The sequence below is a fragment of the Streptomyces atriruber genome (genome assembly GCF_001418325.1).
GTDB classification, from domain to species: Bacteria; Actinomycetota; Actinomycetes; order Streptomycetales; family Streptomycetaceae; genus Streptomyces; species Streptomyces atriruber.
On sequence record NZ_LIPN01000194.1, the window covers coordinates 25,100 to 51,040 of the forward strand.

The 25,941-nt window shown below is 71.4% G+C and carries 28 protein-coding genes and 1 pseudogene; 12 read left to right on the top strand and 17 right to left on the bottom strand.

The window, feature by feature from the left end; genetic code table 11:
• The first annotated feature begins 16 nt into the window (after positions 1 to 16).
• Positions 17 to 454, top strand: coding sequence for a VOC family protein (locus tag AOK03_RS21355; RefSeq protein WP_055566916.1), 438 nt, complete (start codon positions 17 to 19; stop codon positions 452 to 454).
• Here the strand turns inward: AOK03_RS21355 and AOK03_RS21360 are convergent.
• From AOK03_RS21360 to AOK03_RS21375, 4 genes are all read right to left on the bottom strand, one after another.
• Positions 393 to 920 carry a hypothetical protein gene (locus tag AOK03_RS21360; protein WP_208609566.1) on the bottom strand — a complete coding sequence of 176 codons (528 nt, stop codon included), beginning with the start codon at positions 918 to 920 and terminating at the stop codon, positions 393 to 395. The two genes, AOK03_RS21355 and AOK03_RS21360, sit on opposite strands and share 62 nt — an antisense overlap.
• Before the next feature lie 146 nt (positions 921 to 1,066).
• A complete protein-coding gene (locus tag AOK03_RS21365; RefSeq protein ID WP_244177685.1) occupies positions 1,067 to 1,498 on the bottom strand; it encodes a hemerythrin domain-containing protein in 432 nt (143 codons plus the stop codon).
• 109 nt (positions 1,499 to 1,607) lie between these two features.
• Positions 1,608 to 2,447 carry a hypothetical protein gene (locus AOK03_RS21370; RefSeq protein WP_055566919.1) on the bottom strand — a complete coding sequence of 280 codons (840 nt, stop codon included), beginning with the start codon at positions 2,445 to 2,447 and terminating at the stop codon, positions 1,608 to 1,610.
• A gap of 76 nt (positions 2,448 to 2,523) precedes the next feature.
• Positions 2,524 to 4,530, bottom strand: a complete 2,007-nt coding sequence (locus AOK03_RS21375; protein ID WP_055566945.1) for an AfsR/SARP family transcriptional regulator — start codon at positions 4,528 to 4,530, stop codon at positions 2,524 to 2,526.
• A gap of 170 nt (positions 4,531 to 4,700) precedes the next feature.
• Here AOK03_RS21375 and AOK03_RS21380 point away from each other — a divergent pair, with 170 nt between their 5' ends.
• Positions 4,701 to 5,579 (top strand): alpha/beta fold hydrolase, encoded by an 879-nt coding sequence (locus tag AOK03_RS21380; protein ID WP_055566920.1) that lies wholly within the window; start codon positions 4,701 to 4,703, stop codon positions 5,577 to 5,579.
• A gap of 12 nt (positions 5,580 to 5,591) precedes the next feature.
• Here AOK03_RS21380 and AOK03_RS21385 read toward each other — a convergent pair whose 3' ends face one another.
• Positions 5,592 to 6,287, bottom strand: coding sequence for a haloacid dehalogenase type II (locus AOK03_RS21385; protein WP_055566921.1), 696 nt, complete (start codon positions 6,285 to 6,287; stop codon positions 5,592 to 5,594).
• A gap of 137 nt (positions 6,288 to 6,424) precedes the next feature.
• On the bottom strand, positions 6,425 to 7,558 hold the full coding sequence (locus AOK03_RS21390) for an FAD-dependent oxidoreductase (protein WP_055566922.1): 1,134 nt from the start codon (positions 7,556 to 7,558) through the stop codon (positions 6,425 to 6,427).
• A gap of 181 nt (positions 7,559 to 7,739) precedes the next feature.
• Here AOK03_RS21390 and AOK03_RS21395 point away from each other — a divergent pair, with 181 nt between their 5' ends.
• Entirely contained in the window at positions 7,740 to 8,468 is a 729-nt protein-coding gene (locus tag AOK03_RS21395) for a TetR/AcrR family transcriptional regulator (RefSeq protein ID WP_055566923.1), read from the top strand.
• 47 nt (positions 8,469 to 8,515) lie between these two features.
• On the opposite strand, the gene AOK03_RS21400 is transcribed toward AOK03_RS21395, so the two are convergent.
• On the bottom strand, positions 8,516 to 8,968 hold the full coding sequence (locus AOK03_RS21400) for a winged helix-turn-helix transcriptional regulator (RefSeq protein ID WP_055566924.1): 453 nt from the start codon (positions 8,966 to 8,968) through the stop codon (positions 8,516 to 8,518).
• A gap of 228 nt (positions 8,969 to 9,196) precedes the next feature.
• On the opposite strand from AOK03_RS21400, the gene AOK03_RS21405 reads away from it, so the two are divergent.
• The 5 genes from AOK03_RS21405 (at position 9,197) to AOK03_RS21425 (ending at position 13,560) form a co-directional block, all read left to right on the top strand.
• Positions 9,197 to 10,402, top strand: coding sequence for an MFS transporter (locus tag AOK03_RS21405; protein ID WP_055566925.1), 1,206 nt, complete (start codon positions 9,197 to 9,199; stop codon positions 10,400 to 10,402).
• Positions 10,403 to 10,482: 80 nt separating this feature from the next.
• Positions 10,483 to 11,541: a vWA domain-containing protein gene (locus tag AOK03_RS21410; RefSeq protein WP_055566926.1), complete on the top strand. Its 1,059-nt coding sequence runs from the start codon at positions 10,483 to 10,485 to the stop codon at positions 11,539 to 11,541.
• 86 nt (positions 11,542 to 11,627) lie between these two features.
• Positions 11,628 to 12,323: a ribonuclease H family protein gene (locus AOK03_RS21415; protein WP_208609567.1), complete on the top strand. Its 696-nt coding sequence runs from the start codon at positions 11,628 to 11,630 to the stop codon at positions 12,321 to 12,323.
• 282 nt (positions 12,324 to 12,605) lie between these two features.
• The gene (locus AOK03_RS21420; protein ID WP_055566927.1) at positions 12,606 to 12,845 is read left to right on the top strand and encodes a chaplin; all 240 of its coding nucleotides are present in this window, start codon (positions 12,606 to 12,608) and stop codon (positions 12,843 to 12,845) included.
• Positions 12,846 to 13,101: 256 nt separating this feature from the next.
• The gene (locus AOK03_RS21425; protein WP_157869032.1) at positions 13,102 to 13,560 is read left to right on the top strand and encodes a hypothetical protein; all 459 of its coding nucleotides are present in this window, start codon (positions 13,102 to 13,104) and stop codon (positions 13,558 to 13,560) included.
• Between the two features lie 10 nt (positions 13,561 to 13,570).
• Here the strand turns inward: AOK03_RS21425 and AOK03_RS21430 are convergent, their stop codons facing one another.
• Positions 13,571 to 14,308, bottom strand: coding sequence for an SDR family oxidoreductase (locus AOK03_RS21430; protein WP_055566929.1), 738 nt, complete (start codon positions 14,306 to 14,308; stop codon positions 13,571 to 13,573).
• Positions 14,309 to 14,417: 109 nt separating this feature from the next.
• On the opposite strand from AOK03_RS21430, the gene AOK03_RS21435 reads away from it, so the two are divergent.
• Both AOK03_RS21435 and AOK03_RS21440 read left to right on the top strand, forming a co-directional pair.
• A complete protein-coding gene (locus AOK03_RS21435; protein WP_055566930.1) occupies positions 14,418 to 15,218 on the top strand; it encodes a helix-turn-helix transcriptional regulator in 801 nt (266 codons plus the stop codon).
• Between the two features lie 49 nt (positions 15,219 to 15,267).
• A complete protein-coding gene (locus AOK03_RS21440) occupies positions 15,268 to 15,957 on the top strand; it encodes a hypothetical protein (protein WP_157869033.1) in 690 nt (229 codons plus the stop codon).
• Here AOK03_RS21440 and AOK03_RS21445 read toward each other — a convergent pair.
• The 8 genes from AOK03_RS21445 to AOK03_RS21480 form a co-directional block, all read right to left on the bottom strand.
• Complete coding sequence (locus tag AOK03_RS21445; RefSeq protein ID WP_055566932.1) at positions 15,920 to 16,501, bottom strand: GNAT family N-acetyltransferase; 582 nt, start codon at positions 16,499 to 16,501, stop codon at positions 15,920 to 15,922. The genes AOK03_RS21440 and AOK03_RS21445 overlap by 38 nt on opposite strands.
• Positions 16,502 to 16,529: 28 nt before the next feature.
• A complete protein-coding gene (locus AOK03_RS44160; protein WP_244177686.1) occupies positions 16,530 to 17,570 on the bottom strand; it encodes a helix-turn-helix transcriptional regulator in 1,041 nt (346 codons plus the stop codon).
• Positions 17,571 to 17,673: 103 nt separating this feature from the next.
• Positions 17,674 to 18,171: a DUF3291 domain-containing protein gene (locus AOK03_RS21455; protein ID WP_055566933.1), complete on the bottom strand. Its 498-nt coding sequence runs from the start codon at positions 18,169 to 18,171 to the stop codon at positions 17,674 to 17,676.
• Between the two features lie 32 nt (positions 18,172 to 18,203).
• Positions 18,204 to 18,884 (bottom strand): helix-turn-helix transcriptional regulator, encoded by a 681-nt coding sequence (locus tag AOK03_RS21460; protein WP_055566934.1) that lies wholly within the window; start codon positions 18,882 to 18,884, stop codon positions 18,204 to 18,206.
• A 45-nt stretch (positions 18,885 to 18,929) separates the two neighbouring features.
• A complete protein-coding gene (locus tag AOK03_RS21465) occupies positions 18,930 to 19,778 on the bottom strand; it encodes an alpha/beta fold hydrolase (RefSeq protein WP_055566935.1) in 849 nt (282 codons plus the stop codon).
• 13 nt (positions 19,779 to 19,791) lie between these two features.
• Positions 19,792 to 21,036, bottom strand: a complete 1,245-nt coding sequence (locus tag AOK03_RS21470) for a beta-ketoacyl-[acyl-carrier-protein] synthase family protein (RefSeq protein WP_055566936.1) — start codon at positions 21,034 to 21,036, stop codon at positions 19,792 to 19,794.
• The gene (locus AOK03_RS21475) at positions 21,033 to 21,239 is read right to left on the bottom strand and encodes a phosphopantetheine-binding protein (protein ID WP_244177687.1); all 207 of its coding nucleotides are present in this window, start codon (positions 21,237 to 21,239) and stop codon (positions 21,033 to 21,035) included. Before AOK03_RS21475 ends, AOK03_RS21470 begins: the two co-directional genes overlap by 4 nt.
• A 201-nt stretch (positions 21,240 to 21,440) precedes the next feature.
• Positions 21,441 to 21,848 (bottom strand): rodlin, encoded by a 408-nt coding sequence (locus AOK03_RS21480; protein ID WP_055566938.1) that lies wholly within the window; start codon positions 21,846 to 21,848, stop codon positions 21,441 to 21,443.
• A gap of 215 nt (positions 21,849 to 22,063) precedes the next feature.
• On the opposite strand from AOK03_RS21480, the gene AOK03_RS21485 reads away from it, so the two are divergent.
• A complete protein-coding gene (locus AOK03_RS21485) occupies positions 22,064 to 23,149 on the top strand; it encodes a hypothetical protein (protein ID WP_055566939.1) in 1,086 nt (361 codons plus the stop codon).
• A complete protein-coding gene (locus tag AOK03_RS21490; RefSeq protein WP_055566940.1) occupies positions 23,146 to 24,255 on the top strand; it encodes a hypothetical protein in 1,110 nt (369 codons plus the stop codon). The genes AOK03_RS21485 and AOK03_RS21490 overlap by 4 nt, the downstream gene beginning before the upstream one ends.
• A gap of 70 nt (positions 24,256 to 24,325) precedes the next feature.
• Here AOK03_RS21490 and AOK03_RS21495 read toward each other — a convergent pair.
• A pseudogene (locus AOK03_RS21495) lies at positions 24,326 to 25,941 on the bottom strand (KAP family NTPase); the annotation flags it as partial.

Here is a 25,941-nt window from a genome sequence, read left to right on the forward strand (position 1 = left end):
AGCCAAGGAGAAGAGCATGAGCAGCACAGTTGGCACCGCGAACTTCGTCTCCGTCCGCATCATCACCGGCGACGTCGCCCGCCTCGTCGAGTTCTACGAGAAGGCCACCGGCGCGCAGGCGTCCTGGGCCACCGAGGACTTCGCCGAACTCAGGACCCCGGCCGCCACCCTGGCGATAGCGGGCACGCGCACCGTCCCGCTGTTCGCGCCCGGGTCCGCACGTCCGGCCGACAATCACAGCGTGATCATCGAGTACCTCGTCGACGACGTGGACCGCGTGCACGAGAACCTGACCGGCTGGGTCACCGACTTCGTCGGCGGGCCGACGACCATGCCCTGGGGCAACCGGTCCCTGCTGCTCCGCGACCCCGACGGCAACCTCGTCAACTTCTTCACGCCCGTCGCCCCGGCGGCCGTCGCGAAGTTCGCTGGCTGCTCTCCGGCCGCAGGGTGAGCCGCCACCGGCCGTGCCCCCGGATCTGCAGCAGGCCTTCGCCCGGCAAGGTCACGGTCCCCCGCAGAGCCTGGCCCTCCGTGAGCCGTTGCTCCTGCCCGGAGTCGGTGAGGGTACGGAAAGTGAGTTCTCCGCCTTCACCGCTCGTCCACTCGAAGCCCAGCCTCGCCGCCCCGCCCGAATAGTTCAGAAGGTCCCAGTGCTTGCCGGTGACCTCTCCTCCGAGCTGCGTCAACTCGTCGAGGCGCAGCACGCGCAGGTGCCACGGCCCGTGCGTGACGGAGTTTCCCCTGGTGCTGAACCGACGGATGCGGAAACTGCGGTAGCGCGGAGGCAGGACGAAGCGGTTGGGGCCCAGCCCCATGATGGTCGCCAGGCACGGACCGAGGGACTCGTGGTCCGGCCCCCGGTCCAGCGCGTGCAGGTGGTACTGCGAGGTGAACCAGCCACCCCGGAAATCCATCACCGTCGGCATCTTCGGGTCTTCGTCATCCGCATCTCGCGGAGGCATTTCGACCACCCGGTTGCGCCACCCGCTCACCGAGAATCCAGTACGGTCCGCCATCCCCGCCAGCCCCCTGCCCCTCGTCCACGCATGTAGCGACCCGCAATCTATACCTGCGTCGGGTGAGCCTCGCGCCAGGCCGCCATGGAGAGGTTCCACCCATCGCCGTCGAGCGCGGTGAGCGAGGCAGGGAAGAGCCCGTCCTCCTCCTTGGCGATGTGCCGATGCAGCTCGTCGACGGCTTCGACGAGGGTGCGTACGTCACCGGGGGCCGACAGGTCGAGGGCGGGCAACAGGGCGGCCAGCTCGCGGTGTTCGACCTCCAGGTCCGCGATGTGGTCCGCGTACTCGGGATCCTCGCGCATCACCGTGAAGAGACCGTTCTCCTCGCCCCGCCAGTGCGCGTCCAGTTCGCGGGCCATCTCGTCCACGAGTACGCGCGCCCGGTCCGTGTCACCCCTTTCCAGCGCCCGGACCGCATCCCCCGCGGCGTTGGTCACGCGCTCGTGCTCGGCGATGAACTCCTTGATGAGAGGCACCTCTCGGCAACCGCAGTAGTGGCACATGAGGGTGTTCCAGGCGAGATACCGGCTCCGGGTGGAGTGCCACGCGCGTGTTCCGGCCGCTGTCACCCCCACCTCACGGGCCTCACCGCATCGGGGTGTCGTCCGCGTCGTACGGGAGGGTGGAGATGACGTCGGCGTAGCCCCGTTCCATGGCCTGCCGTTGGCGGGCGATGTGCGGACTCGCGGGGTGCGCGGCCAGGCGCGCCATCCGGTCCCGGTGCGACTTGGTGATCTGTTCCGCGGTCGCCCGCCAGTCGGCTTCGTCCGGTACGCGGACCAGTTCCACGCAGGCCGGTGGCGTGCCCTCCGCCAGCGCGGCCGCCGCCCGGTCGTGGCCGTCGAGGAGCAGCCAGCCGTCCAGGAAGGACACCCACCACAGCAGCACGGGCGCGAGCGTGCCCTCGCGGGCGTGCTTGCGCTGGGCCTTGACGCGCGGGGCGTCCGGCGCGGGGAGCGGGCGCAGCGGCAGGACCCCGTGCCACCCTCCCCCGCAGAGCAGTTCGAGGGTGGCGTCGGGCCAGTCCTGGACGAGGTCGCAGCTCCAGATGCCGGGAGCGAACGTGGTGCGCGGGGACAGTCGCCAGCGTCCGTGGTGGAGGGGGCCGTGTCCCTTCGCGTCCTCCAGCCCGCGCGCGTACCGGTGGGTCCAGTCGCCCCCGGCCCGCATCATCGCGGCGGACAGGGGCGGCAGCGGGGAGCGGTGTCCCGGCAGGCGGTGCAGGTGGAGGTCGCGGCAGCATCCGTCCCCCTCCGACCGGGCCCGGATCAAGGGCCGTTCGCCCTGCAGCAGGGTCCAGTCGCGGCCGGTCGCCCGCTCGAAGCGCAGCGACGGCACGGAGTGCGGCACACCGTCCGGCTCGGCATCCGGCACGGTCAGGACGAGCCCGCCTCCCGGCAGTGGTTCCCTCGTCGCCCTGGTCATGGGATCAGTCTCGGTACGAGGGGCCGGGCACGGCAAGAACGTTTCGTCTCGCTGATGGCCGCTTCGCGTGCCGTCGTCACGCGAGCGCGTCCGCGATGCGGGAGAGCCAGTGGTCCACGGATCCGGCGGTGAGCACCCCGCTCCCCGCACCCGCCTGCTGCCCGGCGGCGGGCTGCAGGCGCGCACGGACCAGCTCAAGTCCGGGCCGGTCGCCCGATCTCAGGGCCGCCTCCGCCGCCACGCAGCACAATGCCTCGTAGAGCAGGTCCGGCGGCGGTTCGGGGAGCGCCCGCAGTGCCGCGCGTGCCTGGGCTTGGCGTCCCGTCTCCGCGAGTGCCAGCGCCTCGGCCCAGGGGCGGTGCGGGCCCCAGTCCATCGTCAGGTCGACGTCGGGGCGGCGCCGGTTCGCCAGGCGCAGGGTCACCAGCGCCAGCGGCAGCAGCCCCGCACGCATCCCCGGCATCCCGGCCTGGTCCAGATGCTCGGCCGCGACGCGCGTGGCGGTCTCGGCGCGCGCCACTTCCCCGGCGGCGGCCAGCCGCATGGCCTCGTACCACCGCGTGAAGATGCCCACCAGCGGCAGTTCGTGGCGCTCCGAGAGCCGTGTCGCGGCGGCCGCGTGTGCGTCGGCCGCCGGGAAGTCGGCGAGCGCGGAGTGTGCCTGCAGGCGGATGAGGTGGCCGAGCACCTCGAAGGTCACCAGACCGTGCCGGGCGGAGAGTTCGACGAGCTCGGCGCCGATGGCGTCGCGCCGTGGGGCCAGGCCCGCGCGGGTGAAGGACTGCATGAACGTCCCGTTGAGCGCGAACGCGAGCAACGCGGGATCGTCGAGATGCCGGGCGAGCCGTTGCGCCTCGTGTGCGGCTTCCGGTCCGCGCGGTGTTCTGGCGCCGCGCGTCTCCACCGCGACGGTGGCGAGGAGACGGCAGCGCGTCGCGCCGGACGCGTCCTCCGGCAGGTGCGCGAGGGTCCGTTCCGCGGCCGCGACGATCTGCCGGGCGAGCTCCGGGTCGTCGCCGCGCGTCCAGATCGCGGGGACGTCGAAGGCGCCGATCACGCGGGCGGTCAGCTCCGTGTCGCCGTACTCCTCGGCCGCCTCGATCACCGCCATGCGGTGGCGCCGGGCAGCCTCCAGTCCCCCGGCGCCGGTCACGGCGAGGCTGCGGACGAGGCCGACGGTCGACTCCAGGCGGGCGCGGGCCCCGGCCTCGACGGTGCGGTCGTACGAGGCGGCGGCCTCGCTCCAGAGCCGGGACGCCGTCGCGGCCGGGCCGGACGGCGCGGTCGTGAGGGTCGCCGGACGGGGTCCTCCGGCCGGGTCCAGGGCGGCGTCCTGCGCGAGGATGTCCGCCTCGAGGCGGCGCAGGCCGGGGCCCGGGTCGAGCCCCAGCTCGTCGGCGAGCGCGGCGCGGGCGCGGCGCAGCGTCGCGAGCGCGTCGCCCTGCCGACCGGTCCGGTACAGCGCGAGGGCCAGCAGCCGCCAGGCGTCCTCGCGCCACGGGTGGCGGGTCACGTGCGCGTCGAGGTCGGGCACGACGTCGGCGGCACCGCCGAGCGCCAGCGATGCCTCGGCGCGCCGCTCGACGGCCAGCGCCCGCAGTTCGGCGAGCCGGGAACGCTCCGTGCGCGCCCATTCCTCGTCCGCGAACTCGGCGTAGGCAGGCCCACGCCACAAGCCAAGTGCCTCGTCGAGGCGGTGCAGGGCGTCCCGCGGCGGCAGGTCCCTGGCCTCGCCCACGGCCGTCTCGAAGCGCCAGGCGTCCACGGCGTCCGGCGCGGCCCGCAGCGCGTAGCCGGGGCCCTCGGTCACGAGGAGGCGGGCGGGGGCGCGGTGCGGCCGGTCGGGTTCCAGGACCTTGCGCAGTGCGGCGACGAACGTCCGGACCGTTCCCAGTGCGCGTTCCGGCGGGTCCTCCCACAGGTCGTCGATGAGGCGCGGGACGGGCACGACATGGCGGCGGGCGACGATCAGCCGGGCCAGGACGGCCCGCTGGCGCGGCCCGGCCAGGGCGAGCGGGCCGTCGGGGTTCCAGGCCGCCACGGGGCCGAGGACACCGAACCCGACCTGCTCCGTCGCCGTCATGCCCGACACGTGCGCTCCACCGCGCTCTCCGTACCCGTCGCTCACCGGAGGTCTGCCGTTCGCTCGCTGATGGCATGCCGTCCGTTCACTGATCGCTTGCTGATTCACCGGCGGCAGGCTGAAGACGTCCGCCGCCGGCGGCCTCGCACCATCCTCCCGGAGAACTCGCCATGACACCCACCCTGCCCGGCTTCGACCACCAGCACGTCCCTGTCGCGGACGGCGTACGTCTCCACGTCGCCGTCGGCGGCTCCGGCAGCCCCGTCGTGCTGCTGCACGGCTTCCCGCAGACGCATCTGATGTGGCGGCACGTGGCGGCCGACCTCGCGAGGGAGCACACCGTGATCTGCCCCGACCTGCGCGGGTACGGCGCCAGCGACAAGCCCGCCGACATCGACGGGGAAACGTACTCCAAGCGGACGATGGCGGGCGACGTCGTCGCGCTCGCCCGCGCCCTCGGCCACGACCGCTTCGCCCTCGCCGGGCACGACCGCGGCGCCCTCGTCGCCGTACGGGCCGGGCTCGACCATCCGGCAGCGGTCTCGCACCTCCTGTCCCTCGACGTGCTGCCGACCCTCGACATGTGGGACGTCATGCACGGCACGACGGCAGCGGTCGGCTTCCACCTCTATCTCATGGCCCAGCAGCCCGGCCTGCCCGAGGAGTTGATCGGTGCCGCCCCGGACGCGTTCTTCGGCCACTTCCTCGACATCTGGACGCGCGATCCCGACGCGATCCCCGCCGACGTACGGGCCTCCTACCTCAAGGCGTCCCGCGAAGCCGTGCCGTCCATCGTCGCGGACTGCCGTGCCTCCGCCCACATCGACGTGCGGCACGACCAGGCCGACCGGGACGCGGGCAACCGCCTCACCATGCCGGTGTCCGTGCTCCAGCAGGACTGGGGAGCGGCGCTCGGCTTCGACGCCGCCGCGCTGTGGCGTGCCTGGGCCCCCGACCTGCGCCACGGGACCGTGAGCTGCGGTCATTTCATGGCGGAGGAGGAGCCGACCGTGGTCAGCGGGGCGATCCGCGATCTGCTCGCCCGCTGACGGAAGTCCTCGCTATCCCCGGATGCGTTCGAGTTGCCCGGACAGGTCGGCCAGGCCGTCGGCGTAGAGATCGAAGGTGTCCGAGGGAGCGGGCGGATCGCCCACGGGGCGCGCGACGTAGGCGGTGCGCAGGCCGAGCTGTTGTGCCGCGCGCAGGTCCCAGGCGTGGGTGGCGGCCATCAGCAGCCGCTCCGGCGGATGTCCGGAGACGGTGACGGCCAGTTGGTAGACCGCAGGGTCGGGCTTGTAGGACCGGGCGTCCTCGGCGGACAGCGCCTGGTGCCAGCGCAGTCCGGCGTAGGCGTTGAGTTCGAGCAGCGCCGATCTGCTCGCGTTGGAGAGCCCGATCAGCGGAAACCGTTCGGCGAGCCGTGCGAGCCCGGCCACCGTGTCGGGCCAGGGCGGGAGCCTTCGACCCGACGGAGCCAGCGCCGCCACCGAGGCCGCGTCGTCGACGCCCACGGCGGCGGCGACGAGCCGGGCTGCCTCCAGGTCGAGGGCGTCGCTGGCACGGTAGGGCCGGGCGCCTTCGGCCATGCTCCGCTGTTCGCGGTCGATGTGCTCCTGCCACACCGACAGGAGCCGCTCGACCTCGGAATCGTCGAGCGAGGGAGCGAGTCCACGGATTCCGGCGCGGATCCCGGCGGGTTCGTCGACGAGCGTGCCGAGGACGTCAAACACGACGGCATCGATCTCGAACTCTGGCATGGGAGGGGTCTCCTGGTACGAGGCGAGGCGGGTGGGACGAAGAGCCGACTGTCAGCCCAACGCAACGCGACGCGAACCGAATTCCCCTTGCCGTACAGAGCGGTTGGGCGGTGCGGAGTCCGCGAGCCGGGGGTGGGTCACGAGGCCCCCTCGCCTTCGGTGAACGCGGCGATCAGGCTGTGGGGCGCGGTGTCGCCGAAGAGGAACTCGTGGAGCTGGATGCCGTCACGGGCGGCTTCGGCGCTGCGCGGGAACATGGCCTGCTCGTAGGCGGCGAGTGCGGCCTCGGTGTCGCCGGGGTGTGCGGCGAGGGCCCGGCCGAGCTCGGCACCGTCGAGCATGGCGAGGTTCGCACCATCGCCGTTCGGGATCGCCAGGTGAGCGGCGTCGCCGAGCAGGGTCACTCCTGGCACCCGCTCCCACCGGTGGTCGGCTGGCAGGGCGTGCAGCAGGCGCAGCACCGGCGGCGTGTCCGAGTCGGTGATCAGCGCGGTGAGCTCGGGCGCCCAGCCCTCGAACTCCCTTGCCACCCGCGCGACCGCCGCCTCCGCGTCACTGAAGTCGACGGCGGTGAACCACTCCTGTGCCTCGGTGAGCGCGACGTAGGTGTGGAGGGTGTCGCCCTGCTCGCGGTGGGCCTGTATTCCCTTGCCCGGTGCGGGCGCGAGCATCATCCCGCCGCCGACCGCCTTCGCGGTGTCCGGATGGCGGGTGTCGGCGTGGAACAGATAGGTCTCGACGAATGATCTGCCGGTGTACTCGGGGGTGACGTCGGTGAGCAGCGGCCGCACCCGTGACCACGCGCCGTCCGCGCCCACCAGCAGGTGCGTGACGGTGGTGGTGCCGTCGGCGAAGGTCACCTCGTGACCGCCTCCCCCGAGTGGCCGGGCCCCACTGACCTTCTGGCCCCACCGCACGGTGCCGGCAGGCAGGGAGTCGAGCAGGATCTGCCGCAGCTCGCCGCGCTGTACCTCGGGGCGGCCGCCCGTGCCGTCGTCGCCCTGGTCGAACAGGACGGTCCCGTCGTGGTCGAGGACCCGCGTCGCCTGGCGGCCCTCCAGGACGAGGCTGCGGAACTCTTCGGTCAGGCCTGCCGCCGCAAGGGCGGGCTGGCCGTTGTGCTCGTGGATGTCGAGCATTCCGCCCTGCGCGCGAGCGGTGGGCGACACCTCCGCCTCGTGGACCGTGGACGGGATGCCGTGGACGTGCAGGACGCGGGCGAGGGTCAGCCCGCCGAGCCCGGCGCCGATGATCGTGACGTGAGTGGTCATGGTGGTTCCTTTCGTCGCGCACACCGGCGAGGCGCGCCCGTTCCGAGCCGGTGGCCCTCGTTACGAGCCACGAGCCACGAGCCGGTCCTGGAATGTTGTTCCAATGCCTCATCCAGACTGGAACGTCATTCCAGTGATGTCAAGCTGGAACGACGTTCCAGTTGTGTGCCAGGATGGGAGGATGACAACCAGAACGCGTCGCCCCGAGCGCCGCGAGAACCCCCTCTCTCGCGAGCGCATCGTCGCGGCCGCGGTCGAGCTGCTCGACGCGGACGGCGAAGGGAAACTCACGTTCCGCGCCCTGGCCGAGCGCCTGACCACAGGCCCCGGGGCGATCTACTGGCACGTGGCGAACAAGAGCGAGCTGCTCGACGCCGCCACCGACGCGGTTGTCGCCGACGCTCTGGCCGTCGAGTCCGACAGGCCCGTCGCGCCGGCCACGTCCGCCGCATCCACCACGACCGCGGATTCACCGCGGGACGGGATCCACACGGTCGCACTCGCCCTGTTCGACGCGATCGACGCGCACCCGTGGCTCGCCACACAGCTCGCCGCCCAACTCTCCCGCACTCCGGGGCAGTCGGTGGCGCCGAGGATCTTCGAAAGCATCGGTCGGCAGGTCAGCGCGCTCGAAGCGCCCGAGAGCAGCTGGTTCACGGTGACGTCCGCGTTGGTGCACTACATCCTCGGCGCCGCGGGCCAGAACGCGGCGAACGGCCGCACCCTCGGACCCGGCGCGGACCGCAGCGAGTTCCTCGACACCACCGCAAGGGCATGGGAAGCGCTCGACTCCGACGACTACCCCTTCACCCGGGCCGTCGCGGTGCAGATACGCGATCACGACGACCGTGAGCAGTTCCTCGCGGGGATCGACCTCATCCTCAACGGAGTTGCGGCGACGCCCAGTTGAAAGACACCCGCAACTAGCGGGCGCGCACGTCCGGCATCAGGGTCGGATCACCCGCCGGAGACCTTGTGGACGGTCGTGTCGTCGGGGTTCAGCCGTCGCCCGTCCATGGACAGCACTTCCAGAGCGCGAAGGCTCTGCCCCTGTCGGCGGTCGACGAGTTGCGAATGGGGCTCTCCGGGAGCGAAGAAGTTCTGCTCGCCCCACTGCCGCAGCGCCACGATGACGGGGAAGAGCGCCTTGCCCTTGGGGGTCAGGACGTACTCGCGGTAGGCACTGCCGTCCGAGGCGGGGACGGATTCGAGGACGCCGCCGTCCACCAGGGTGCGCAGGCGCGCGGTGAGGATGTTCTTCGCCACGCCGAGGCCGCGCTGGAACTCGCCGAAGCGCCGACTCCCGTCGAAGGCGTCCCGCACGATCAGCAGGGACCACCAGTCGCCGATCGCATCCACCGACCGGGCCACGGGGCACTCGCTGTCGTCGAAACGCGTCCTGGTCACCATGGCGTCCGCCCTCCACTCTCCATACTGGTTGCAACATGCTACCAGTGAGCGCTACCGTCACCACCTCCAGTGGTAGCAAGATGCAACCAGATACGGACAGGCGGAGGTGGGCCGATGCCCTGCGACGGCGAGGCTGTGACGCAACGGACCGGGAGCGGGACGGAGTGCGGTAGCGGGACCGAGTGCGGTACTAGAACCGGGAGCGGGACCGAGACCCGTGGCCGGAGCATGAGCACAGGCGAGTCCGAGCCACCTACGTTCCCCCTCTCCCGCGGCATCGTCGCCCTGTTCGCCATCGCCTGCGGGGCTGCCGTGGCCAACGTCTACTTCTCCCAGCCACTCCTCGTGACCATGGGCCACGACCTCGCCATGAGCCCCGCACTGATCGGCAGCGTGGTCACGCTCACGCATGTCGGATACGGCCTCGGGCTCTTCTTCCTCGTGCCGCTGGGCGACAGGGCAGACCGCAGACGGCTCATCGTGGTGCAACTCCTGCTCCTGATGGGCGCGTTGACCGTGGTGGCGAGCGCCCGGACGGCGGGGATGCTGCTCGCGGGCATGGCCGCCACGGGACTTCTCGCGGTCGTCACGCAGACGCTCGTGGCCTTCGCGGCGTCGCTGGCGCCCGCGGCCGGGCGCGGGCAGGTCGTGGGCCTGGTCACCAGCGGCGTGGTCATCGGGATCCTGCTCGCCCGCACGGTGTCCGGCCTGATGGCCGATCTTGCGGGCTGGCGCTCCGTTTACCTCGCCTCGGCATCGCTCACCGCGCTGCTCGCCCTGGTCCTGCACCGGGTCCTGCCGCGCCACGCCGACACCCCGCGAACGACGCTTCGTTACGGAGAGCTCCTGCGCTCCACGGTCACCCTGTTCGCACGGGAGCGGCTGCTGCGGCTCCGGGCCCTGTTCGGTCTGCTGGTCTTCGCCTCGTTCAGTACCTTGTGGAGCAGCGTCGCGCTGCCGCTGAGCGAGGCTCCGTACTTCCTGTCGCACAGCGCCATCGGTGCGCTCGGACTGATCGGTGCCGCCGGTGCGCTGGCCGCGACCGTCGCGGGACGCCTCAACGACCGCGGGCTCTCCCGTCGGACCACCGGCACAGCCCTGGCGCTGCTCACCGTTTCGTGGCTGCCCCTCGCCTTCACCCGTAGCTCTCTCGGGGCCCTGGTCGTCGGGGTGATCCTGCTCGACCTCGCCGTCCAGGCGGTCCACGTCACCAACCAGACCCTGATCTACGCGCTGCACCCGGACGCGGGCAGCCGGCTGATCGGCGGCTACATGGTCTTCTACTCGATCGGCAGCGCCACCGGCGCCATCGCCGCGACCTCCCTCTACACGGTGGGCGGTTGGGGATCCGTATGCGCGCTGGGTGCGGCGTTCAGCTGCCTCGGGCTCGTGCTGTGGGCGTGCACGCGGCACAGCACGGACGAGGCGGGCTGATCGAGCGTCAAAGGCCGTTGTCAGTGCCTCCCCATAGAGTGAATACATCACTCGGGGAACCTCGAAGGGGGAGCACAAACGTGTCCGCAAACAGGATTCAGCACAAGGTGAATCACGTCGCGCTGGTAGTGGACTGTTCCGGCTCGATGCAGCCGCATCAGAGCCAACTCATTCGCGTTGTGGACGAGTTCGTGGCGGGATTGAAGGCCGAGTCGGACAGCCTCGGTCACGAGACCCGTATCAGCCTCTATTCCTTCGACCACAGGGTGGAGAACCTGGTCTGGGACATGGATGTGAAGCACCTCCCGTCCATGCGCGGTCTTTACAGGGTGAAGAACGGCGCGACGGCGCTGATCGAGGCGTCGCTGAAGTCCCTGGACGACCTGGGCCACATCTGGGAGGAGTACGGCGAGCACAGCTTCCTGCAGATCGTGGTGACGGACGGCGAGGAGAACGCCTCCGGCGGAGACAGGCGCCACGACGGCGACATGACCATCCTCGGCCCCTGGCTCGACAGGATCGCGGCGAAGATGGGCGGACTGCCGGACCACTGGACCTCCGCGATCCTCGTGCCGAACTCGCTGGCCAAGCGCACCGCGCAGAACTACGGCTTCCCGGCGGGGAACATCGCCATCTGGGACGCGGATTCCCACAAGGGCGTCGAGGACGCGATCGGCACCGTGCGCGCCGCCGCCACCAGCTTCCTGCGGGGACGGGAGCAGGGGGTCCGCGGCACGAAGAACCTGTTCGCCGTCGGCCAGGACATATCGGTGGACGAGGTGCGGGCGAACCTCGAACCGATTCCGGCCGACAAATACCGCCTCCTCAAGGTCGACAAGGAGGTCGAGATCCGCCCCTTCGTGAACTCGCATCCGGGCGTCGCGTACGAAAGGGGCGCGTGCTACTACCAGCTGGGCGCCCGGGCTCAGGTTCAGCAGAACAAGGAAGTCATCGTGGTCGAGAAGGACACCGACCGCGCATATACGGGCGATGCGGCGCGCAGCCTCCTGTTCGGTTCGGGTATTCACGGAACCGTATCCGTGAAGGCGGGGAACAATCCCAAGTTGGAGGTGTACGTGCAGAGCCGTTCGGTGAACAGGAAACTCAAGCCGAATACGCGTCTGCTCATCATGCTGTGAATGCTCCGAAGGCTCTGAAGCAGGAGAGAGCCCGCAAGGGGACCTGCAGTGTCTCGGCACCCTCCGCAGGATGAAACCATCGGGGGATGTCTGACTTGATCATTGCCGCCTGTGACGGAGCGGCGAAGAAGAACCCCGGGCCCGCGGCCTGGGCCTGGGTGGTAGCCGACTCCGAGGGCCACCCGCAGCGCTGGGAGGCCGGTCCGCTCGGCCACTCCACGAACAACGTGGCCGAGCTGACCGCCCTCGCCGAGCTGCTGGAAGCCACCGACCCGGCCGTGCCGATCGAGGTACGGATGGACAGCCAGTACGCGATGAACGCGGTCACCAAGTGGATCGCCTCCTGGAAGCGCAACGGGTGGCAGACCGCGGCGAAGAAGCCGGTCGCCAACAAGGAACTGGTCGTGCGCATCGACGCATTGCTGCAGGGCCGTGAGGTGACGTTCCGGCACGTGGCCGCGCACCGCGTCGACGGCGACCACCTCAACGCGATCGCGGACGTCGCGGCCAGCGACGCCGCGACGAGCCAGCAGCCCGCGGGCACGGCCCACGGCGCGACAACGATCCCGGAACCGCGGGCGGACCGCATGACCGCCGCCCCCGCGACCCGCGCGCCAAAGAAGGCCACCGGCCGTGCGAAGAAGGCGTCGTCGAGCCCCGTCATCAAGGCCAAGTTCCCGGGCCGCTGCCACTGCCAGAAGCCGTACGCGGCCGGGGAGAAGATCGCCAAGAACGCGCACGGCTGGGGCCACGTCGAGTGCCGGGACGCCGTCGGGGAATAAGCCGGACAGGATCGGGCCGAGGCCTGACGTACCAACGGCGCCGGACGCGTGTCTGACGCCCTCTGCGGCTCCCGCTCACAGCGGGAGCCGCTTTCGTATGTCCCTCGTACATCCCTTTCGTATGGCCCTGCCGTTGCGGCAAACGGGCGAGAACGCGTGTCCGGCCGACGGGGCGGGCGTTGATCACGGCAGGCGCCCAGAGTTGTGCTGCTCCGGTCTCGCACGACGTGTGGTGACCTGACCGGGCGCCTTTGGCTTCATACGACTGCAAGGAGAACCACCATGTCCGCAACGAAGAAGACGCTGAGCGTGGTCCTGGGCACCGGCGCCCTGGTGATGGGTGCGGCGGGCCTGGCCTCGGCCGACTCCGGCGCCCAGGGTGCGGCCCAGAACTCGCCGGGTGTCGTCTCGGGCAACGCCGTCCAGGTTCCGATCCACATCCCGGTCAACGCCTGCGGCAACACCGTCGACGTCATCGGCCTGCTCAACCCGGCCTTCGGCAACACCTGCGTCAACGACTGACCTGACGCCCCGCGCCGCAGAGGGCCCGCCCGGGCTCATGCGGAACGAGCAGGCGCGCCGCCGATCTTCCCTTTCGGCGGCGCGCTTTTCGTGTCTCTGTCTCCTTGTTCCTTCTCCTCGTCCTCGTCGGACGGGTTTCCGACACCCATGAGAATGCGCGCATCAGGGCTGCTGTCGCGTCCACTCTGGAGTGGATTATCTGTGTACGACCCAGGGTGTACGTTTCTGCGCCCAGACGAGCACGTTTCATGGCCCCATGAGCGACTCGAGCGACCCCATGGATGAGTCCACCGCCGCCCTGGTCACGGCCGCGGACGTCATCCTCGAACCGATCGGCGCCAGGGCGCTCCTCGTGGACCGGGACGTGCTCCTCGTCCCTGATCCGCCGCCGCTCCTCGTCGAGCCGCCGGGGGCACTGGTCGCCGTGATCGCGCCGGTGCCCGAGGGAAGCGGGCCGGTGGAGCGGATCGGGGTGGCCGACGTGGAGCACCTCGAGAACGGCGAGGGCGGTCCCTCGTCGGACGTGGTGGCCAGTATCGTCCGGCTGGCCGGGCGGTCCCGCTATGCGGTGCGCGCCGAGCCCGCCACACAGGAACGGCTGACCGAGGCGCTGCTCGCCGAGGGCGGTGACCTGTGGGCGGCGATGCGCGAGCTCGGCTACGACTCTCCGGCGCCCGACCGGCCCGGGACGGGCGGCCCGGCCGGGCCACGATGACCGGTGCCGGTCAGCTCTGGGCGGTCGGGCGGACGACGATCTCGTTGACGTCCACGTCGGCGGGCTGCTCGACGGCGAACGCGATGGCCCGCGCGATCGAAACGGGCGGGAACGCGAGCTCGTCGCGCATCCGCGCGATGTCCGCACGGACTCTGTCGTTGGTCGACGCGTCGGCGAAGTCGGTGGCCGTCACCCCCGGCGAGACGGTGGTCACCCGCAGCGCAGGCCCGGCCTCCTGGCGCAGCCCCTCACAGATGGCCCGCACCGCGACCTTCGTCCCCGCGTACACGGCCATCGCCGGGACGATGCGGTACGCGGCGGTGGACGCGGTGACGACGAACTGGCCGCTGCCCTGGGCGCGGAAGACCGGAAGTGCCGCCCCGATGCCGTGCAGCAGGCCCTTGATGTTGACGTCGACCATGTGGTCCCACTCGTCGGTGCGCAGGTCGTCCAGGGGCGAGATGGTGCCCGCTCCCGCGTTGCTGACCAGTACGTCGAGGCGGCCGAAGCGCTCCTCCGCGAGCGCGACCAGGGCCCGCAGGTCCTCGGCGCGCGTCACATCCGTGCGCAGGTGGACGGCTTCGCCCCCCGCCCGCACGATCCGCCCGGCCAGCGCCTCCAGCCGTTCGGTGCGGCGTGCGCCGAGGACGAGCCGCGCGCCCCGTTCCGCGAGCAGCAGCGCGGTCGCCTCGCCGATGCCGCTGCTCGCCCCGGTGACGGCCACGACCTTGCCTTTGATGCCTGTCATGCGCTGTGCTCCTCCGTCGTGCTGGTCTTCGACCCCGTTCACCGCCAGTCTGGAACGTGCTTAACCTGGCATCCAGAGCCGACTTATTCTGGAATCAAAGGTGGTAGTCATGGCAGAGACACAGGAGCGGCGCAGCGAGCTGGGTGCGTTCCTGCGCAGCCGCAGGGAGCGGATCACGCCCCGCGAGGTGGGCCTGCCGTCGACGCGGCGGCGCCGCACGCCGGGCCTGCGGCGGGAGGAGCTGGCCCTGCTCGCCGGGATGAGCGCCACTTGGTACACGTATCTCGAACAGGGGCGGGACATCCGGGTCTCCGACCAGGTCCTCGACGCGCTCGCCGACGCTCTGCGCCTGGCCCCGCACGAGCACGACCACCTGCTCAGGCTCGCCGGACGCGCTCCCACGGCCGGAGCGCGGGAGCCGGAATCCCTCGCGGCCGAGGTCGCGGCCGTCCCGCTGCTGCTCCAGCCGCATCCCGCGTACGTCATCGACGGCACTTACGACGTACTCAGCCGCAACCCGGCCACCGACGAGGTGTTCCCGCGCCTGAGCACGGGCTCGGACCGGCCGCCCAACTTCGCGCGCTGGGTCTTTCTGGAACCCGAGGCCAGGGAGATCCTGGTCGACTGGGAACGCGAGGCGCAGGGCCTCCTCGCCCGGGTACGCACGCTCGCCGGTGCGCACCCTGGAGATCCTCGGTACGCACGGCTCGTGGCGGAACTCCACGACGGCAGCCCCGAAGTGCGGGCGTGGTGGCCACGGTTCGACGTCGAGCAGCGCAGGGGCGGGCACAAGCGGCTGAGGCCGCCGGGGCGCGGTGTGATCACGTACGCCTACACCGCGTTCCACGTGGCCGGGCGGCCGGAGCAGACGCTGGTGATCTACGTCGAGTCGGACGCCATGCCGACGTGAGCCGGCCGCCTCCGGAGAGGGGCTGCGAGGGCGCGATAGCGTGGCGGCCGTGACGAACAGAACGACCGGGACGCGCGCGAATGCCGCGCCCTCCCCCGAGGGCACTTCGGTGTCAGCGGGTCAGGGGCGTACCGCGCGATGGGCCGCCGACCTCGTCGCCCTGCTGACGCCGCTGCTCGTGTTCGTGATCCCGGTGGTGCTGGTGAGGCGGGACATGGTCAGTGACCAGTTGCTCCTGCTCAACCTGTTCGCGCCGCTCGTCAGCTGTCTCGTGGCCGCATACGCCCCCATGGGGTGGCACGCCCGTACGGACGACGGCGGCCTGCTCTCCGCCCGCACCCTCACCGGTCGGCGCACGGTGGATCTCGCCCGGCTCACCAAGGTCGGCCGTCTCGAGGTGCCGATCCAGACCCGGACCGACGACCGGCTGGTCCTGACCGACGCGCACGGCGTGCGGCTCGTCCTGGACAAGCTGGCGGGCAGCGACGAGACCGTCGACACGCTCGTGCGCCACGCCCTCCTCAAGCGCCCGCCGGGCGCGGAGGTGGTCGTGTCGGACCGCGCCGCCGAACGCCTCGACCTCCGGGCGGAACTCGCCCGCCCGCACCGACGCCTCAAGCCCGGCCGCAGGATCCGCGAAGGCCTCATCGACGATCTGCCGCTGCTGGCCCTCCTTGTCCTGGCACCGGTCTGCTTCGGCGTCACGGTCCTGGCGTGGCTGCTGGCAGGTGCCGGCTGACGGATGGCGCGACCGGGGACCACACCCCCATCCACTGTTGGGCGCCCCACGCCTCGTACCGTTGCACCTCGGTGAAGCCGAGCTTCGCAGCGAGGCGCATCGAGCGTTCGTTGGCGGTCTGGGTGCAGAGCACCACCGGTTCGCCGGGCTGCGCGTCGGCGTACCAGTGGAGCACCGCCGTGCACGCCTCGGTGGCATACCCGTGCCCCCATGCCTCCGGCAGGAGCAGATAGCCGAGTTCGGCCTCCCCCGCGTCCGGACGGATCCGGCTTCGGCGCTCGGGGTCGCGCCGGTTGAGTTCGACGGTGCCGATCATCGCCCCGTCGAGCTCGATGACGAAGAGGCCCGGGCGCCTCCCGGGCGCCTCGGGCAGCTCGCGCTCGCAGGCCGCACGCGGTCGAGGACCGCCGAGGTACGCGCCCACCTCCGGTGAGGTGAACAGCTCGATGAACGCCGCACGGTCCCGGCTCTCGGACTCGCGGAGCACGAGCCGTCCGGTCCTCATGGGCGCAGGTGGCCAGGCGACGGACATCGGTTCGGACATGGCGGACAACCTACCGCTCCCACCGACCTCACAGGCAGGCGATGAGTTCCTCCCTGCTGGTCACGCCGGTCTTGCGGTAGACCGCCTTGAAGTGGTCGTTCACCGTGTGCGGTGACAGGTCCAGTCGGCGGGCGATCTGTTTGGCGGCCTGCCCCTGCAGCGCTCCCTCGATGACCATCCGTTCCCTGGCGGTGATGCCGTACCACTGGGCGAGCGCGGGCAGCAGTTCGGCGGGCGGGGCGGGCTGCAGCGTGACCACGACGTCGCCGGACATCGCGCCGTCGAGCGGGTGCGCCTGCAACGAGAACCATCCCAGCGGGGTGGGGGCGCGGGTGATCGCGGGCATTCCGGTGCGGCGGACGGTGTAGGTGATGTGCCAGATGAAGCTGAACAGCTCCTGGTCGGCGGCGGGGTAGACGCCGGGCAGGATCCCGCGCAGCGCGTGGCGCCCCGCCGACGTGGCCCCGGCGATCTCGTTGTTCTTGTTGATGACGACGATGGCCGGCGGCAGGTGGATCTGCCGGGGCCGCAACGGCTTGTCCGTCACGTACCGCGTCACGGCCGAGGCGAGCGGCTGTGCGAGCTCGGCGGCGCAGACGGTCTCCTCCGGTGAGAACGGCCTGGAGCCCCGCTCGCGGAGCAGCACCAACGCGCCCCGGGCGACGCCGCGTCGGGACAGGGCGATGCACAGCTCGCTGCCGTAGTCGTCGGCGGCCATGATGTCGTGGAGGCGGAGCGTCTCGGGGCCCGGGTCCTGCGCGCCCGCGCCGAGCACGACGGCCGGGCAGGGGCCGTGGAGGAGGTCGGCGACGGGCCTGCGGGTCCTGCCGAGGGCGTTCGCCCGGTCCATCCGGCGCCGGGCGGCGCTGCTGTAGTTGTTCTCGCAGGCCAGGAAGCACCGCGCACCCGTGACGGGGTCGAACCCGGAGAGCAGATATCCGTCGTGCGGCAGGACCCGGCCGAGCTGCTGCGAGAGTACGCTGCCCAGCTCCGCCACGGTCCCCGCTCGCGCCGCCGCCTCCGGCAGGGCGCGGCTCACCGGGCCCAGCGCACTCGTCCCCTTGACCATGGGTCGAGCGTGGCAGCCGCACCCTCGCAACTGCCGGGATTTTCCCGGGCCTTGACATTACGTCCGGTATCGCCGGATCCGGGATCGCCTGAACCGCCAGGCGCTATGGGGTCGGGACGGCCTGCCGGTGTTCGGCGGCCTCGGCCGCGGTGTAGGAGGAGGTGAAGGTGAACGCGCGCGGTGAGGGCCCGTTCGCCTGCAGGTCAGCCAGCCTCTCCATACCCTCGTCCACCGTCGGGAGATGTCCGGCGGGCACCCACCACAGCACCAGGTACGCCTCGACGTGCCGCTCGAACCATTCGCGCCGACGCCGCATCGCCTCCAAGTGCCCACTGCGGTAGGTGAACTCCCAGAGGGCCTCCGGGGTTTCCCACACGGACATGGTGACGATGACGTCCTCTCCCGCGGGGCGCAGCGCAGTGGCGTCGGGCTCCCCCTCCTCCACGAGCCGCCACACGAATCCTGGTGCGCCGTCGGCGGCCGCGTTGACCGGGTCGAGCAGTTCGACGAACGGCGCGATGCGCGGGTCGGTCAGCGGGTGACGGAGCTTGGCGAGGTTGAACTCGGCGAGATGCGCGGCGGCAGGCGCGGGTGAGGTCATGGCCTCATCCCAGCACGCGCCGCTTTTCTATGTCAATCATTATTGTTTTTAGAAACCTCCAGGACGACGCAGCACTCCCCCGGCCGCGCGTCCATCCGGGCGCGGACCGGCCCGTCCGCTCCGAGGAGCCCCTCCAGCAGTGCGAGGTTCATGCCGCAGACGAGCGGCGGGAAACGCTCCGCGACCGCGTGGAAGGGGCAGTTGCGCATGCGGACGACGCGGTCCGGCGCCCCGCTCGTCTCCTCGGCGCCTTCGATGTGCGGTTCGTAGCCGCGCGCGGCCAGCATCTCCGCGGCCTCGTCGAGGTCGTCGCAGGGCGCCGTCGATCCGCGCAGTGCCTCGCCCCGGCGGCGCGCGGCGGCGCAGAGCCCGGCGTCCAGACCGGCCTCCTCGGCAGCCTCGGCGAGCAGTTCGGCGGCGGTGCGGTAGTCGCGGGCGGGCAGCGACACCGACCGCTCGGCCGACGACCGCGTGTACACCTTGGCGGGGCGGCCCGCCCCCGGTCCCGAACGGCCCGTCAGACGGCGGCTGCCGCTCTCCAGCAGCCCGGCCGCCACCAGCTTGTCCAGATGGTGCGCGGCGAGCGTGCGTGCCACTCCGGCCGCCTCGGCGGCTTCGTTGCGGCCGACCTCGCGGCCCTGCTTCGCCACGTACTCGTACAGGCGACGCCGCACCGGATCCTGCAGTACCGCGATCGCGTCGATGTCCTCCACCTGGCCATTCTAGGAACAGCGCCGGTGGGAGGTGCCCCTCGACCGCTACCGGACGTCAGCGGTCGGTGCGTCCAGCAGGAAGGAGGCCACCAGGGAGGTCACGGCTTCGGGGCGCTGCAGCGGCAGCATGTGGTCGCAGTCGGGGAACGTCACGAACCGGCTGCCCTCGATCGTCGCGGCGAAGGCCTGCAGCCGCTCACGGGGGTGGAGGTGGTCGTGCTCACCGCTGAAGACCATCGTGGGAACACCTGACAGGCCGTCCCTCAGCGGGCGGCGCCGAGTCGTCAGGGCGGTCGCCAGCAGGTCCACCTTGCGCGGCACGCGGGCCGCGTTGCGCATGAAGCGCCGCAGGTAGCCACGGGTCAGGTCGCGGCGGTAGACGTGGTGGCTCTCGTCGAGACACAGCAGGCCGTCGGCCATCAGCTCGGCGAAGCCGTTCGCATCGCCGTTCCTCGCCCGGTCGACGGCGTTCCGCAGATGGGTCGTGAGCTCCTTGGTGACCTGCCCGGGGACGCCCCCGATGAGCAGCCGCTCGACGCGCTCGGGGCGGCGCTGCGCGTACTGCAACGTGACGGCCGCGCCCAGGGAGTAGCCGTAGAGATTGACGCGGGCGGCGCCGAGGTCGTCGACGATGCCCTCGAGTCCCGTGCAGAGGGTGTCGAGGCCGTCCTGATCGACACCTTGGAACGCGGCGGGCTCCAGCCCGGGCAGATCCACGGTGACCAGGCTCGCCCTCGGCAGGACGGCCTCTTCCAGATACGCCCAGTCGTACATGCCCTCGAGCACTCCGCCCAGCACGATGACCGGCTCCGTGGTGGGGGCCGACTGCTGCATCAGTCGGTAGGTGTACGACACCCCGTGCACGTCCACCGTGCGGATGTGTTCCTGGATCATGCTTCTTCCCGGTTCAGTCGCGAGCGAGGACGAGTACGGAGTTGTGCCCGCCGAAGCCGAGCGAGGTGCTCACCGCGCAGTCGAGGCGGGCCGTCCTGGCGGTCTCGGCCACCACCTCGACGGGTACCCGTGGATCCTGCGTCCGGAGGTTCACCGTGGCCGGCACCAGCTGCTCCTCCAGGGCGAGGACGGTGAAGGCGGCCTCGATGCCACCGGCGGCGCCCAGCGTGTGCCCGGTCATGGACTTGGTGGACGTCACCAACGGGCCCTCGCCCAGGACCCGATGGAGCACGGCGGCTTCCACCAGGTCGTTCATGACGGTGGACGTGCCGTGCGCGTTGACGTGCCCGACGTCGCGCGGGGCCGCACCGGCGTCCGCCAGCGCGGCACGCAGCGCCAGCTCGATGCCCGCTTCGCTCGGGGCGACGGGCGAGGAGGCCTCGCTGGAGGTGGCCGCACCGTACCCGCGCACGGTGGCGCGGGACTTGGCGCCGCGGGCCCGCGCGTGTTCCGCACGCTCCAGCACCAGCACCCCGGCCCCCTCCCCCACGACGAACCCGTCCCGGTCGACGTCGAACGGACGACAGGCCCCGGCGGGGTCCGTGGTGCGGGTGGACAGCGCTTTTGCGTTGCACGTTCCGGCGAAGACCGCCCGGGAACACATGGACTCCGCCCCGCCGGTGACGGCGATGTCGCAGGCCCCGGTGCGCAGCAGCTGGAGCGCGGTGCCGATCGCGTCGGTGCCGGAGGAGCAGGCGGTGGCCACCGCGAGGCTGGGCCCGCGGGCGCCGAGGTCGCGTGCGACGCTGCCCGCGGCCCCGTTGACGACGGTCAGCGGCGCCATCCTCGGGGACACCCGGCGCGGGCCGCGCTCGGTGAGCACGGCCTGCTGCTCGTCGTAGAAGGTGAGGCCGCCGTGGGCCGAGCCGACGACCACCGCGACACGGGTGCTGTCCCAGACGTCGGGGCCGAGTCCCGCGTCCGCCACGGCCTCCCGGGCGGCGACGACGGCCAGTTGGGCGAAGCGGTCCATGAGCCGGTGGCTGGCCACGCCGAGGACGGCGTCGACGTCGAGGTCGTCGATGGTGTACATGAAGTCGCAGGGCAGATCCTGCAACGAGGTCGGCCGCCGCACTCCGCGCGGGACGGTGGCGCTGGTGACCCGGCTCCAGGCGTCCTTCACGCCGATGCCCGCGGCGGTCACCAGGCCGAGCCCCGTCACGACGGCCGCGGCGGGTTCGCGCGTCGCAGCCGTCATGCCGCCGCTGCCTTCTGGCGTACGACGGACATCAGGGCGGCGACCGTGTCGCGCGACGTCAGAGTCATGTCGGCCATGTCGATGGCGCACTCGTCCTCGATCAGCAGGAGGAGTTCCTCCAGCGCGAGGGAGTCGATGGACAGCTGGTACAGCGGGGCGTCGGGGGACACGTCGTCGAGACGGACCCCGAAGTTCTTTTTCAAGAGAACCGTGACACGATCAGTGGCTTCCACTTCGGTACCGCTCCTTGCCTTGCGATGGTCCACTGGGGAACGCGCCACTCCTTGGGAGGTCACGGGTCACGGGCGGCAGGGGGTTCTTTTCCCGGATCCGATGCGACGCCCCGGACACACCTCGGGCCGGGCGAATGCCCGGCCCGAGGAGCACACCGATATCAGCCGATATCAGTGGTTGTTCACGCCGTTGCCGGACAGGGCCGGGATGTCGCTGACGAGGTGCGACAGCGGCTCGTCGCCCTTGGCCTGGGTGGAGTTCTCGGCGCACTGCTGGTTCTGCGGCGCCGAGAGGACCGGGATGTCCTGGACGGCCACCGGCACGAGGATGCCGACGAGGGAGCCCACGTTCGCCTTGACGGGGACGCCCGCGCAGAGCTTGTTCAGCGAGCCGTCGACGAGACGCGCCTGCGGGCTGAGGTCCCCGTGGGTGGAGCTGTTGCCGAACGCCTGGTCGGCGCCGTTGCCGCTGAGCGAGGTGGTGCCGGCGTCGTCGCCGATGGCGGCGGCCGATCCCGCGCTGCCGGCCAGTGCGGCGGCGGCGAGGCTCAGGGCGAGGGGGAGATTACGGGTACGCATGTCACTCCAGTACGGAACGTCAGTTGCCAGAAAGGGCCAGTACATTCGGCAACGCCCCTGGTCCGGCTCCATTCACTCGTTGGCGGAGTGTCGGCGTGCCGGAGCTGACGGCGGCGGTACGCGAACGGGGGAAGGTCCCCGACGGCCGAATGCCGTCTATGCGCGGGCGTGTGCATGCCAATAGGCTGTGCGACCTTCGCGCCCTGGGGGGTCCCGTGCATGGTCTCCGTACGGTCGTCATCGGTGTCGTCATCGCGTGTGCCGCGGTCGTGGCACCGGCTGCGCTCGTGGCACCGGCTGCGGCCGTCTCGCCGACCGTGGAGGCGAGTTGGTCGGCGCTGTCGGTGCCTGCTGCCGCTCCGCCCGCGAACGTCTCCGATCTCGCCGCGCGCGGGCCGGACGAGGCATGGGCGACCGGGACCGAACAGGGCGCCGACGGGTCACGGCCGTTGCTCCACCGATGGGACGGCACGGCGTGGAGCCGGGACACGACGTTCCCCGGCAGCGATGAACCGGGGCGGCTCGGCAAGGTGCAGTTCGTCGGCGAGGAAACGTGGATCTTCCGGACTCGCAGCGGTGCGGGGGAAATCCTGCGCCGGTCGGCGGCCGGATGGAGCACCGTCCCGCTGCCCCGGACCCTGTGGACGTACCAGGACTTCACCGCGGTACCGGGTGCCGCGTGGGTCGTCGGTGAGGACAGCACCGGGCTGAAGGTGCTGCGTTACGACGGTTCCACCTGGACCGCGCAGTCCACCCCGGACGGTGTGCTGTTCCTGATGGGGATCACCGCGCGCACGGCCACCGATGCCTGGGCCTGGGCGGACACCAGCAACGGAACCGCCGTCCTGCACTGGGACGGCACGGCGTGGCGGGACGCGAAGGTGCCGCTGCCGACGAACAGCAACGTACACACGATGCTGCTCGAAGCGGACGGCCGGATGACCATCGGCGGCAGCCAGTACACCGACGGCGTGGGCCGCACCTATGTGATGTCGTGGAACGGGCACGCCTGGCGCACCACGTACCCACCGCTGGGTGACACCTACACCGCCGCGATGGTGCGCGGCCCGGACCGTGCGCTGTGGCTGCCGGTGCGCAGCGATCGCGCGTTCCAGTCCAAGTACGCACGGGTGGACGGCCGTCGCGTCTCCTACTCCTACGGCCCGGAGCGCACGAACGCGATCGACGTGAAACCGGCTGCGCTGGCGAGGGCGGGGTCCGCGCTGCTGTCCTTCGGGACCGTCGAGATCTACGGCTCCAAACCGAACCTGATGAGCGAGCGGACGGGAGCCCGCCCATGACACGCCGACTGCTCGTCGCGGCCCTCGCCGTCCTTTTGACCGTCGTGGCCGTCATGTCCTCGGCCGCGGCGGAACCCGGATCCTGGCGGCACGTTCCGGTTCCGGCGCAGGTGCGCCCGCAGGCCGGGCTGAACGAGGCCGTGGCGTTCGGTCCCGACCGGGCGTGGGCGGTGGGCGCCGACGCCGTCGGCCGCGAGGCGCCGGGGTTCCCGCTGATGCTGCGCTGGAACGGCACCGCGTGGCAGCGCCAGGGGCTGCCCGGGGTCGACTGGCAGGGCGAGCTGCTGTCCATCGCGGCGACCTCGACGACGGCGGCCTGGGCGGTCGGCCGCGACGCGGCGGGCGGCGCGCGTCTGCTCCGCTTCGACGGCACCGCCTGGCACGAGAGCCGGGCGCCGCGCGGTGTCGTGCTGACCAAGGCCGTCGCCGGCGGCGGCGAGACCTGGCTGATCGGTTCGCGGGACGGCGCGCAGGTGCTGCTGCGCCGGGACGGCGGCGGCTGGCGGGATCTGCCGGTGCCGCCGGGGCTCGTGTACGGCCTGCACATCCTGGCGGCCGACGACGTCTGGGCCGCGGGGACCGGCGACTCGGGTGCGGCCGTGTCGCACTGGGACGGCAAGGCGTGGCAGCAGACGATCGTGGACGGGTTCCCGCGCGCGGGCGTGGGCACGGTGCTCGCGACCTCGCCGACGGAGGTGTGGGCGGGCGGCACGGCCGGGTTCATCGGCGGCCCGCCGGGCAAGCCGATTCCGCCGCTGCTGATGCGGTGGGACGGCGAGACGTGGAGCCGGGTGCCCGTGCCCACGAACTTCGGCGCGATCACCTCACTGGCGCCTTCGGCCTCCGGCAAGCTGGGCTGGGTCTCGGTGGCGCGCTCGCAGAAGTGGGGCCCGCCGGGCACCTACCCTCCGCTCGTCCCCGGTCCTGACTTCCTTGCCTGGGACGGGCAGGCGTTCACCGGGTACGACGAACCGGCGGTGGCCGGGGAGGGCGACTCCTCGGTGCTGCAACTGGCGGCGGTGCCGGGCACGGAGGCGGTGTGGGCGGTCGGCCGTGCGGCGGGGCCCGAGGGCACGTTCGCGCCGCGCATCCTGCGGTTCGGCTGAGAGCCTGTGTCATGACACAGGCTCTGAGAGGGGGCCGGGGCGCGGCGAATGCCGATGTGCCCGCTCCGCGTCATCTCGTCGGGGCCCCCGGCAGGTGCGGAACCTGGCGGGCGTGCATCGTGCACGGGCTCTGGCGGGGGATGCGGCGGCTGTCGGCGGTGGCCAGGGGCAGTGACCAGGCCACGCGGATGGTGTCGATGAGCGGTCGCGCGCTGTAGGCCGATATGCCGAGTTCCTGCCGCGCCTGGGCGAGGCGCTCCGGTTCGCCGCCCTCGCCCCGCACGGCGGCGTCCGTGGCCCGCTGCGAGAAGTGCCTGGCGGCGAAGATGTCGAGCAGCGTCAAGGAGAAGTAGGCGTACGCGGAGGCCTCGTCGATCAGCTGGACGGCCTCTGTCGTCAGCTGTCCGGCGAGAGCGGACTGAAGGTCGTCGTCGGCGCCGCCGAAGGCGAACTCTTCCAGGGTGGTCTGCAGTTTCGCCTGGGTGCAGGGGCAGGGTTCGGGGTCGTTCAGGCAGGTGACGAGCGTGCCGAACCGGCTGAGGATCGTACGGGTCTCCGGCGTCCACTGGTGTTTGCTCAGCAGGGTCCTGAATCCGGCGAGCGTCTCGGAGAGCTCCTCCAGGACCAAGTGGCGTGAGATGTCGGTGAGTTCGTGGCTCTGCGACTTCTCCTGCATCTCGCTGATCTGGATGCCGTAGCGCATGAGGTCGCGCAGGATGCCGCCGGACAGGGCGTGGGCGAGCCTGACGTAGGGCTCGGTGAGCCGGTCGGTGCGTACGGCGAGGAGGGTCCTCGACTCTTCGAGGGTGCTGGGCTGGACGTGGACGATGTCGTCCAGGGAGCTGTCGGTGACGCCCCGGTGGGGCAGGCCGCGGCGGACGAAGGTGGCCCCGACGTCCTCGGCCACGGAGATGAGGTAGTAGACGTACGGGACGCCGAGGACGGCCTTGATCTCGCCGAGGAAGGCCAGGGCCTCGGTGTCGGAGCCCAGGCGGTCGACCTCGTCGATGGCGATGACCACGGTCCTGCTCGCGTCGCGCGCCCGCCCCGCGTTCCGCAGGTGGAGCGCCCAGGCGATCTGCGTCAGCAGGTCGCGGAAGCTGTCGACGAGTTCGGGATAGGTGGGCGGGACGGTGGTGACGGACGTCGCGTGGGAGCCGCCGAGCGTCAGGACCTGGGCGGGGCCGGTGGCGTTGAAGGTGTTGCCGGACATCTGGATGGTCTGCAGCCGGTAGAGGTGGTTGCGGCAGCGGGTGACCAGCTCCGGTTCCTCGAGCCTCGGCTCCCACCGCCCCACTCCGACGAGCGCCAGGCCCACCATGAAGACGGCCATGCGCAGGGGGTTGTCCTCGTCGGCGAGCAGTGGGCGGATCTCGGGGTTGTCGACGACGTACAGGACGAGGCCGAAGGCGCCGAGCGCCGCCAGCGGCTGGAACAGCCGTCGCAGGCTGATGTGCCACCGTCCCAGGTCGAACTCGACGCCGGAGTCACGGCAGGCGACGCAGACCCGCCATGCCAGGGCCAGCAGCCCCGCCGTCGCCAGCGTCTGTGGCCCGATGTCCAGGTCCAGCCGCATGATCTGTTCGTCCAGGACGAGGCTGAGAACGGCCAGGCACTGGAGGAGATGGCCCAGCCCCCTGCCCGCCCTCCGCCAGCTCTCCCTGATCAGCCGGGGCAGCCAGGCGG